The sequence below is a fragment of the Pseudomonas sp. FSL R10-1339 genome (assembly GCF_009600545.1).
Taxonomy (GTDB): Bacteria; Pseudomonadota; Gammaproteobacteria; order Pseudomonadales; family Pseudomonadaceae; genus Aquipseudomonas; species Aquipseudomonas bubulae.
Map to the genome: position 1 here is coordinate 1 of NZ_WIVQ01000135.1, position 8,349 is coordinate 8,349.

The following is an 8,349-nucleotide window of genomic DNA, read 5'->3' on the forward strand; positions in this document are numbered from 1 at the left end:
GAGCCGGATTTGAACCGACGACCTTCGGGTTATGAGCCCGACGAGCTACCAGACTGCTCCATCCCGCGTCTGTGGGGTGGATTCTACAGCGATACGCTGGGCTGTCAAACGTTAATTTAGAAAAATTCGTTATGCGTCAATTGCTTAGCTAGAAAATACAGCTATAAAAAGACCTGCAGGCCCTGTTCCGTATGGGGTGTAGCTCTATTGAGGGTAGAGATTCGATTGAAAAAAACAATTCAGCTGCGATTTTTCCCGCGTCTGTCGGGGAGAATCAAGACTACTGGTGCTATATACAGTTCGCGGTGACATACTTGCGCCGAGTATTGCCTACCTCCTTGAAGAACACCGCCTTACATGACGCAGCGCAAAATCATCCACGTCGACTGTGACTGTTTCTATGCCGCTATTGAGATGCGTGATGACCCGAGCCTGGCAAACAAGCCGATGGCTGTCGGGGGCTCGGCTGATCGGCGCGGGGTCATCTCGACCTGTAATTATGAAGCTCGGGCTTATGGCGTGCGCTCGGCAATGGCGTCCCGGCATGCGCTCAAGCTGTGCCCGGACCTGGTCATCGTCAACGGCAGGATGGATGCTTATAAAGAAGCGTCCAGAGAGATTCACGGCATCTTGCGCGACTACACCGAGCTGATTGAGCCGCTGTCTCTGGATGAAGCCTATCTGGATGTATCCGACAGCCCGCATTTTGCCGGCAGTGCCACGCGCATAGCTCAGGACATCCGCCGGCGCGTTTCCAATCAGTTGCATATCACGGTGTCGGCCGGGGTAGCCCCCAACAAGTTTCTGGCCAAAATTGCCAGTGACTGGCGCAAGCCCAACGGCTTGTTCGTGATCACCCCTGATCAGGTTGATGATTTCGTGTCTGCCTTGCCGGTCAATAAGCTGCATGGCGTGGGCAAAGTCACGGCGGACAAGCTTGGGCGCCTGGGTATCGAAACCTGCCTGCAACTGCGTGATTGGAACAAACTGGCTCTGGTGCGGGAATTCGGCAGTTTTGGTGAGCGGTTGTGGGGGTTGGCGCAGGGGATTGATGAGCGTCCGGTGCAAAGTGACAGTCGGCGTCAGTCAGTCAGCGTGGAAAACACTTACGATACTGACCTGCCAGATCTGGCCTCTTGCCTGGAGAAACTCCCGGAGTTGCTAGAGACCCTGAACCGGCGTATTGGCCGTATCGACAGCAGTTATCGCCCCGGCAAGCCGTTTGTCAAAGTGAAGTTCCATGACTTTACCCAGACCACGCTGGAGCAATCCGGTGCCGGGCGCGACCTTGAGAGTTATCAGGGGTTGTTGAGCCAGGCGTTTGCGCGCGGTGCCAGGCCCGTGCGATTGCTCGGGCTGGGCGTGCGTTTGCATGATTTGAACAGTGGTTTTGAGCAGCTGGAGCTGTTCAAGGGGTAGGCTGGTTTGCTGGTTGGGGGAGCGGGCTTGCTCGCGATGCTGGCGTGCGGTCTGTCAGGAAAACCGCAGCCATATCATCGCGAGCAAGCCCGCTCCCACATGTCAGAGTTGCGTCAACTGACGCCGGGATCCGCTACCAGTCTCCCGGCATTTTTGGTCAAGGATTGAAGAAATTCACGTTGCAGCTCAGGATCGTTGCGCGTGAGTTCGATCAGGCTTTGTTCCAGTTCGCTGGCTTCTTCTTCCAGCCCCAGTTCCGACAGGCGTTTGACCCGATGTACCCATTGGTTGACGTCGTCACCCTCCAGGTCGTCGTAGATCAGGTTATGTGCTTCGAGCAGCTTGCCACGCAGGTGACTGCTGATCGACAGGGTCGAATCGGAATGGGTTTCGTCCTGGGCGTCTTCCACCATGATGGTCAGCTTGCCGACGTGATTGAGATCCTGTTCGGCAAAAGGGCTGTCCAGCAGGTTGAGGCGCAGCACGCCATTGCGGTCTGTGGTCAGCTCGTGGGTCTGTTTGCCAGCCTTGATCACCACCGGGCGTTCGGCCCAGGGCAGGCTTGAATATTCCAGGCGCTTGTCACGCTGAACATCATCAATCCCCGCCAGGTTCTGCTCGGCGCGGCCATGGGACTGCACGTTCATCGCCGGGTTTACCCCTGCAAAGCCGTAGTTGATCCAGTCTTTGGTCACGCTGTCAGGCAGTTGCCCGAACATGAACACATTAAGCACATTGGCACCTACCCCGGCGACAATAGCCACCGCGCCCAACGGAATCTCGTAGACTTCGCGCCAGGGTTGGTATGGGGTGTAGCGGTCGTAATGACGTGTGACATCGAACTCGGTGACCTCGAAGGTCTTCTGTTCATTGATGCGCACACGACGTTGCGGCAGCTCAAGCACAGTTGGCGAGCCGACATCGATCTGCAGGCTGTGGGCGAGCAGTTTGCGCTCGATGCGTTCCTCGTGCTCGCTGCGTTGCGACATGTGATTGGCACAGCCGCTCAGCAGCAGGGCGCCGCACATGGCGGCGCCCCCGAGGGTCAAGGTGTTTCGAGTGAACATGGCGTCTCTATCTGGTTTCAGCGAGCGATACGGGCCTGAAGGAAGGCAAGCACATCAGCAACGGGCAGGGCTTGCGGCTCTGCTTCGGTGCGGCTCTTGTATTCCAGATTGCCTTCAGCCAGGCCACGGTCGCTGACCACGATCCGGTGCGGGATGCCGATCAGTTCCATGTCTGCGAACTTGATGCCGGGGCTGGTTTTCTTGTCGCGATCGTCCAGCAGCACTTCAAAGCCAGCTGCAGTCAGTTCGGCATAGAGCGTGTCGGTAGCTTCACGTACGGCTTCGGTTTCGTAGCGCAGCGGTACCAGGGCAACCTGGAACGGGGCCAGGGCATCGCTCCAGATAATGCCACGCTCGTCGTTGTTCTGCTCGATGGCTGCGGCAACCACGCGGGAAACACCAATGCCGTAGCAGCCCATGGCCAGGGTGACCGGCTTGCCGTTTTCGCCCAGTACCTGGCACTTCATGGCTTCGCTGTACTTGGTGCCCAGCTGGAAGATGTGACCCACTTCGATACCGCGCTTGATTTCCAGCGTGCCTTTGCCGTCCGGGCTAGGGTCGCCGGCCACCACGTTGCGCAGGTCGGCAACGGTCGGTACTGGCAGGTCGCGCTCCCAGTTCACGCCGAAATAGTGTTTGTCGTCGATATTGGCACCCACACCGAAGTCGCTCATCAGCTCGACCGAGCGATCAATGATGCATGGCAGTGGCAGGTTCAGCGGGCCCAGAGAGCCAGCGCCGGCGCCGATGGCGTCACGCAGTTCGGCATCCGAGGCCATGACCAGCGGGCTGTGCACCAGCGGATGGTTGGCAGCCTTGATTTCGTTGAGTTCGTGATCGCCACGGATCACCAGAGCGATCAGTTTGCCAGCTTCGGCGGCGTGAACGATCAGGGTCTTGACGGTTTTCTCGATTGGCAGGTCATAGCCATCAACCAATTGCGCGATGGTCTTGGCATCCGGTGTGTCGACCAAGCGCAGCTCCTGGGTGGCAGCAGGGCGCGAAGTTTCGGCGGGTACGGCTTCGGCTTTTTCGATGTTGGCCGCGTAGTCGGAACCATTGCTGAACACGATATCGTCTTCGCCGGATTCAGCCAGAACGTGGAACTCGTGGGAGCCGGCACCGCCGATGGAGCCGTTGTCGGCTTCAACTGGGCGGAAGTTCAGGCCCAGGCGGGTGAACACGTTGCAGTAGGCCTGGTGCATACGGTCATAGGTGACCTGCAGCGAAGCGGTGTCTGCGTGGAAGGAGTAGGCGTCCTTCATGATGAATTCGCGGCCGCGCATCAAGCCGAAGCGCGGGCGGATTTCGTCACGGAATTTGGTCTGGATCTGGTACAGGTTGATTGGCAGCTGTTTGTAGCTGTTCAACTCGTTGCGGCACAGGTCGGTGATCACTTCTTCGTGGGTCGGGCCCACGCAGAACTCGCGACCGTGGCGGTCTTTAAGGCGCAACAGTTCAGGGCCGTACTCTTCCCAACGGCCGGACTCCTGCCACAACTCAGCTGGCTGGATACTCGGCATCAGCACTTCCAGAGCGCCTGCAGCGTTCATTTCTTCGCGAACAATGGCTTCGGCCTTGCGCATGATCCGCAGGCCCATGGGCAGCCAGGTGTAGAGGCCCGAAGCAAGTTTGCGAATCATGCCTGCGCGCAGCATCAGCTGATGGCTGATAACGACCGCATCTGAAGGCGTTTCTTTCTGTGTGGCGAGCAAATATTGACTGGTGCGCATGGTTAGCCGGTGCCGTTGCTGATGACTAGAAATGACTCGGCATTGTACGGGCGAGATCTGCCTGCGTACAGGGCGGGTGGGGGAGGTGTGCTCCCCCTCGTGTTTATTGGGCCTTTTCCAGGTCGACAACGGGCTTTTGCCGGGCCCGGCGGCTCTCCTGATACCAGTGCAAGGCAATCAGCAGCAGCGTCGGGATGCCCATCACCGCGGTAATGATAAAGAAGTTGTGATAACCGAACTTCTCGACCATGACCCCCGAGTAACCGCCCATCAAGCGCGGTAGCAGCAGCATGATCGAGCTGAGCAGGGCGTACTGGGTGGCGGAAAATTTGAGGTTGGTCAGACTGGACAGGTAGGCTACGAATGCTGAGGTGGCGAGGCCGGAGCTGAAGTTGTCGAGGGAAATGGTGACAATCAGCATCTGCAGGTTCGGGCCCATATCGGCCAGCAACATGAACAGCAGGTTGGTGCCTGCCGATGCTGCACCACCGATCAACAGAATTGGCAAAATGCCGAAACGCACGATCAACAAGCCGCCCATGCCCGCACCGACAAGGGTCATGATCAGGCCGAAAATCTTGCTGACACCGGCAATCTGATCCTTGGTGAAACCCTGGTCGATATAGAACACGTTGGCCATTACGCCCATGACCGTGTCCGACATGCGGTAGGTGGCAATCAACCCCAGCAGTAGCAGGGCTTGCCAGCGATACCGAACGATAAAGTCATTAACCGGGGTCAGAACCGGAGCCAGGCCGCGTCGTCCGCTGGATGAAAGGCACAACACGGTGAGCAGGGTGTACAGGATGGCGCGTAGAAACGCCCGGTCTTCCAGTATCAGGTTCAGCGGGCTGACCCCTTCAAACAACACGCCAGCAAAATCGGTGTTGTAGAGCTGGGTGAACATGGCCGGGACAGATACCAGCAGTACGATCAGTACAAAAACTGACGCCAGCTGATGGCCAAAGCTGTAGCGCCCGGCCGACAGCTGGGTGCGCAACGGTACCGGCGGTTCGCGCATAAACAGGGTGGTGAGCAGTGCGGGGACCATCAGCAGGCCGAACAGCACGTAGGTGCCGGTCCAGGCCGAATGTTTGTAGTTGAAGCCCGTCGAACCGAAGCCTTCGGCAAAGAACAGGGCGCCCGCCGTGGCCAGCAGGGCCGCTACGCGATAACCGGACATGTAACTGGCGGCGAGCGCGGCCTGCCGGTTGTCTTCGGCGATTTCCAGGCGATAGGCATCGACGGCAATGTCCTGGGTCGCCGAAGCGAAAGACACTACAACCGCAATGGCAATCAGCCAGGACAGATGTTTTTGCGGGTCACAAAAGCCCATGCCGATCAGGCCCAGGATAACCAGTGACTGTGACAGCACCAGCCATGAGCGACGCCGGCCAAGTTTGCCGAGTAATGGCAGGCGCCATTGGTCCAGCAGCGGCGACCACACCCATTTGAAGGCGTATGCCAGCCCGATCAGGCTGGCATAGCCAATGGTTTCGCGGGCCACACCGGCTTCGCGCAACCAGACGGAAAGGGTTGAAAACACCAGCATGTACGGCAAGCCGGCGGCAAAACCGAGCAGCAACAGCACTAGGGTCGAGGGGCTGGAATACGCAGCTAGCGCTTCGCGCCAGGTTTTACGGGGCATGGACTGGAGTCTGCCTCTGGTTGCGGAAACAAAGGGCGCACTCTAACCGCAGTGCTCTATCTGGCGCCAGCCATGGCGTCGCATATCCACGCGATTATTCATGATGCTCAAGCCTTCTGCCCGCAAACGCGCGCGCTGTTCATCACCAGACGGGCTACCTGCAGGCAGACTGATACGACCACCGGCGGCGAGCACCCGGTGCCACGGCAGGCGCGTATCGTCGGGGAGCTGGCTGAGCGTTCGCCCAACCCAGCGCGCTGCGCGACCCAGACCCGCCGCTTCGGCGAGTTGCCCATAAGTAACCACGTAACCTGCAGGCACCATCATCAAGGTTGAATACAGCGCCGTGCGCCGAATCTCGGCGGGAGTTTGAAGAATGTCTGGCAGTGTATTCAAGGGACACTTCTGGTCAAGATGGGGGTTGTTACAGAACTATAGAATGAACTCCGGCACAATGAGTCGGTCTTTCTTCCTCAAGGGCGTATCCATCCGGATAATGCCGGCATTCTTCCGTTTTTCTGAGTTTCGCATCCGCTTATGTTGTCCAGAACCCTGTTATGCCTTGTTGTCATGTGCCTTGCTGCGCCCGTGTTTGCCGATACGGTGTGGTTGAAAAACGGCGACCGCCTGAGCGGCAAGATCAAAGTCTTTGATGGCGGCAAATTACTGATTCAGACCGAGTATGCGGGGGCCGTGCCCATTGACTGGAAGCAGGTCAAGACCCTGGAAAGTGATCAGGAATTGCTGGTCAAGCAGGATGCCTGGACCGGTGAAAAGGCCAAGTCATTGCAGGCGGCCGAAGACGGCAGCGTAACCCTGGTCAACGGTGAAGCACCGAAAACCGTAGCTCTGGCCAGTATCCAGCAACTCATCAAGCCCAAACCGCTGGTCGAAGACATGGTCTGGAAAGGCAATGTTGATGTGGCGATGGACTACAAACGGGCGGACAAGGATACCGACGACTACGATCTCGATTTCAAGACCACTGCCCGCCACGGCGCCTGGCGTCATCACGCAGAGGGTGAGTACAACCGCGAGTTTCAGAACGATGTGGTAACCACGGATAACTGGACTGCTGAGTACGCGCTGGATTACTTCATCAGCGACAAGTGGTACTGGCAAGGTCGTTTGACCTATAACCGCGACCGGGTGGAAGACATTTCCCGTCAGCGTACAGTCGGTACCGGCCCCGGCTACCAGTTCTGGGATGACGAATTGGGCGCATTCTCGCTGGGCTCACTGCTCAATCGCACTGATTACGAATACTCTGACGGTAAGAAAGACAACTTCTACTCGCTGGCCATGAAGTGGGATTACAACCGTTACCTGATGGGCAAAACAGTCTCGTTTTTCACCAATGGTGAATTGGGCAAGTCGCTGGAAGGGGAGTCGGACTACAGTCTCGATTCCGAAATCGGCTTGCGTTACAAGGTCACGGAATGGGCATCGCTGAATCTAAAGGCCGAGAAAGACCTGATTGGCAGCTCGAGTGGCTCTGATAACGCCCTCAACAAGACCCGCTATACCGTAGGGTTTGGCGTGGTCTGGTAGTAAAACCGTACGGCATGACTTGAGAGGGCGGGCTTGGATCTTGTGGGGAATCAGAAAACACCCGTTTGAATTCCAAGGATGTTGAAATTCACCAATGCCTGCCTCATTAGAGGCAGGGCTCTCCCTCAAAAACTAAGGTTCTGACCTGATATCTAGATGCAACCATCGACTTAAGGTATCAGTTGTAGGTCAGGGTAAATGTTGCCGTGCTGTTTGCCACGCCACCACTTACGCTTGCGCCGGTCTGATAATACCGGGCCGTCAGTGGGATTGAGTAGTTGCCGTCGTTCGTGACGGTCCCTACGGTAATATTAGTCGCCAGCTTTACAGGCGTACTGTTGTGAAGTAATTGTAAACCTATGCCCTTGGCCATGGTCCCGGAAGGGGTGGAGTTCAGCGCCAATACACCCTCGACGGCAGACGCATGGGGGCTGCCGTCCAGTTTGACCTGTACACGAGTGTTTGCATCGCAATTTAGCTCTATGGCGAATGGTGTTTCGGCGGCGACGCTACCGGGCCCAGTAAAAGTGCTCATCGGTATTCCATCGCCCATCGGAACGTTGATGGAAGCGCTGGTGACGGAGCAGGCAACGGGAACAATAGTATTAACGCCCACTAATGTGATGTTGGCGGTATAGAAGTTTCCAACAATGGACGCTCTGGCAATTCTTCCGGTGGTAAGAGTTCCTGCTCCTACGGCACCCGCCTTTGTTTTGATAAGTCTTACACGCATACCGCGGGGGATTGAAATATAATTGTTGGCGCCTAGGGGTTCGTCGTACGGTACGATGTAAGTGTTTGATTCATTATTTGTACTTATCCCGACCCCGTCAATATTGGTGTTGTATATTCGGTTTGAATCGCCCCGGGTTTCCTAGACACTCTCCAGGCTCGCTGCGTAACGCTTTTCAAACTCTACCGGTGACAGCTG

The 8,349-nt window shown here is 57.0% G+C and carries 7 protein-coding genes; 2 read left to right on the top strand and 5 right to left on the bottom strand.

The features are described 5' to 3' along the window. Positions 1 to 357 precede the first annotated feature (357 nt). Positions 358 to 1,419: a DNA polymerase IV gene (dinB, locus tag GHO03_RS22710; RefSeq protein ID WP_095003345.1), complete on the top strand. Its 1,062-nt coding sequence runs from the start codon at positions 358 to 360 to the stop codon at positions 1,417 to 1,419. Between the two features lie 113 nt (positions 1,420 to 1,532). Here the strand turns inward: dinB and GHO03_RS22715 are convergent, their stop codons facing one another. The 4 genes from GHO03_RS22715 to GHO03_RS22730 all read right to left on the bottom strand — a co-directional run bounded on the left by GHO03_RS22715 (position 1,533) and on the right by GHO03_RS22730 (position 6,263). Then, entirely contained in the window at positions 1,533 to 2,486 is a 954-nt protein-coding gene (locus tag GHO03_RS22715) for a hypothetical protein (RefSeq protein WP_095003346.1), read from the bottom strand. Positions 2,487 to 2,503: 17 nt separating this feature from the next. Further along, a complete protein-coding gene (locus GHO03_RS22720; protein ID WP_095003347.1) occupies positions 2,504 to 4,219 on the bottom strand; it encodes a proline--tRNA ligase in 1,716 nt (571 codons plus the stop codon). Positions 4,220 to 4,322: 103 nt separating this feature from the next. Next, the gene (locus tag GHO03_RS22725; protein ID WP_153400565.1) at positions 4,323 to 5,867 is read right to left on the bottom strand and encodes an AmpG family muropeptide MFS transporter; all 1,545 of its coding nucleotides are present in this window, start codon (positions 5,865 to 5,867) and stop codon (positions 4,323 to 4,325) included. A gap of 42 nt (positions 5,868 to 5,909) precedes the next feature. Then, positions 5,910 to 6,263, bottom strand: coding sequence for an MGMT family protein (locus tag GHO03_RS22730; RefSeq protein WP_095003349.1), 354 nt, complete (start codon positions 6,261 to 6,263; stop codon positions 5,910 to 5,912). 141 nt (positions 6,264 to 6,404) lie between these two features. Between GHO03_RS22730 and GHO03_RS22735 the strand changes: the two genes are divergently transcribed. Beyond that, complete coding sequence (locus GHO03_RS22735; protein WP_095003350.1) at positions 6,405 to 7,418, top strand: DUF481 domain-containing protein; 1,014 nt, start codon at positions 6,405 to 6,407, stop codon at positions 7,416 to 7,418. A gap of 178 nt (positions 7,419 to 7,596) precedes the next feature. On the opposite strand, the gene GHO03_RS25210 is transcribed toward GHO03_RS22735, so the two are convergent. Next, the gene (locus GHO03_RS25210) at positions 7,597 to 8,268 is read right to left on the bottom strand and encodes a fimbrial protein (protein WP_372241786.1); all 672 of its coding nucleotides are present in this window, start codon (positions 8,266 to 8,268) and stop codon (positions 7,597 to 7,599) included. Positions 8,269 to 8,349 lie beyond the last annotated feature (81 nt).

Bases quoted from the DNA above. Each gene is read 5' to 3' on its own strand.
- dinB (WP_095003345.1), top strand. From the start codon at position 358: ATGACGCAGCGCAAAATCATCCACGTCGACTGTGACTGTTTCTATGCC.
- GHO03_RS22715 (WP_095003346.1), bottom strand. From the start codon at position 2,486: ATGTTCACTCGAAACACCTTGACCCTCGGGGGCGCCGCCATGTGCGGC.
- GHO03_RS22720 (WP_095003347.1), bottom strand. From the start codon at position 4,219: ATGCGCACCAGTCAATATTTGCTCGCCACACAGAAAGAAACGCCTTCA.
- GHO03_RS22725 (WP_153400565.1), bottom strand. From the start codon at position 5,867: ATGCCCCGTAAAACCTGGCGCGAAGCGCTAGCTGCGTATTCCAGCCCC.
- GHO03_RS22735 (WP_095003350.1), top strand. From the start codon at position 6,405: ATGTTGTCCAGAACCCTGTTATGCCTTGTTGTCATGTGCCTTGCTGCG.